General features: G+C 72.1%; 1 protein-coding gene. It reads right to left on the minus strand.

The window, feature by feature from the left end; genetic code table 11:
• Positions 1-409 (minus strand): group I truncated hemoglobin (locus B2X67_RS14985; RefSeq protein ID WP_286785982.1); only part of this gene is annotated, 409 nt, incomplete at both ends.

The raw sequence follows: 409 nt of genomic DNA on the forward strand, positions 1-409 counted from the left end.
CGACGACGTCGCCGCGCCCCGGCGCCAGGCGCGCCAGCAGCTGGCTCTGCACCGGGCCGAGAACGCCCTGGGCGTCCATCGACGCCCGCAGGTCCTCGACCAGCGCACCGAAGCCTGCAGGCGAGAGGCCCAGCCCTTCGCTGATGTGCTGCACGCTGTCGCCACGCTCGCAGGGGCCGCCGCTCTCGGCACAGAACTGCTCGACCAGCCTGTCGCGCAGGCGAACGATGTCGACGTCGTGGAAATGCCGGAAGATGCGCGGGTCAGCAGCGACGTTGAGCAGCATGCCTTCGACGATACGGGTGATCCCGGCCTGCTCGCCCAGCTCGCGGTAGAGACGCTCGTCCTGCGCCGGCCGCTGTGCGCACGCGGACAGCGCCAGCCCCAGCGCCACCAGCAGCACGCGCGC

The sequence above is a fragment of the Pseudomonas sp. UBA3153 genome (assembly GCF_002364635.1).
In the GTDB taxonomy this organism is placed as follows: Bacteria; Pseudomonadota; Gammaproteobacteria; order Pseudomonadales; family Pseudomonadaceae; genus Pseudomonas_O; species Pseudomonas_O kuykendallii.